This window comes from Streptomyces sp. TRM68416, from assembly GCF_014596915.1.
Taxonomy (GTDB): Bacteria; Actinomycetota; Actinomycetes; order Streptomycetales; family Streptomycetaceae; genus Streptomyces.
Window position 1 is genome coordinate 1 of record NZ_JACVWU010000085.1, and the last position, 832, is coordinate 832.

Genomic DNA, 832 nt, shown 5'->3' on the forward strand with positions numbered 1-832 from the left:
CATCGTGTAGCCCTCGACGCCCTCGTCCACATGGTCCACATCAGGGACGTACGCGGAGGAGGACGCGCCGACGAACACACCCGTCGAACTGCCCTTCAGAGCCTGCGGGTTCAGCCCCGCCCGCTCCAGAACCTCCCAGGACACCTCCAGCAGCAACCGCTGCTGCGGGTCCATCGCCAGCGCCTCACGCGGAGAGATCCCGAAGAACTCCGCGTCGAAGCCCGCCACATCGTCGAGGAAACCACCGCGCCGGACGTACGACTTGCCGAACCTCTCGGGATCAGGGTCGTACAGGTCCTCCGGCCAGCCCCGGTCGGCGGGCAGCTCGGACGTGGCGTCGACGCCCGCCGCGACCAGGTCCCACAACTCCTCCGGGGACCGCACCCCACCCGGGAAGCGGCAGCCCATGCCGACCACCGCGAGCGGCTCGCGAGCCGCCTGGACGACTTCGCGGGAGGCCTCGGTGAGCAGTTGGTTCTCCCGCTGGAGCCGGTCCCGCTCCTTCAGCGAGACGCGGAGCGCGCGGATGAGTTCCTCGTTCGATGCAGCCATGCTCGTCCCCTGCTTTCAAAGATCGGTTCAGGAATCGGTGCCCAGGGCGATCTGGAGAAGGTCCTCCACCGCCATCTCGTCGATGACGTCCTCGCCCGCCGCGGACGCCGCGCTGTCGGCGGAGTCCGCGGAATCGGGGTCGTCGAGCCCCAGTAGGACCAGCAGCGGCTTCATCAGCCCCGCCTCCCTGAGCCGGCTCAGCGGTACTCCCATCAGCGCCCGGCGGATGTCCGCCTCCCCGGCCGGCCCCTGAACCTGCTCCGGCTGCCCCGCCCCGGCC

2 protein-coding genes are annotated in these 832 nt (G+C 70.2%); both read right to left on the bottom strand.

The genetic code is table 11. The features are described from left to right. The coding region (locus ICC28_RS40020; RefSeq protein ID WP_188293793.1) for a polyketide synthase at positions 1-552 on the bottom strand (552 nt) is incomplete at its 3' end. A gap of 27 nt (positions 553-579) precedes the next feature. After that, positions 580-832: hypothetical protein (locus ICC28_RS40025; RefSeq protein ID WP_411158647.1), on the bottom strand; the 253-nt coding region annotated here is incomplete at its 5' end.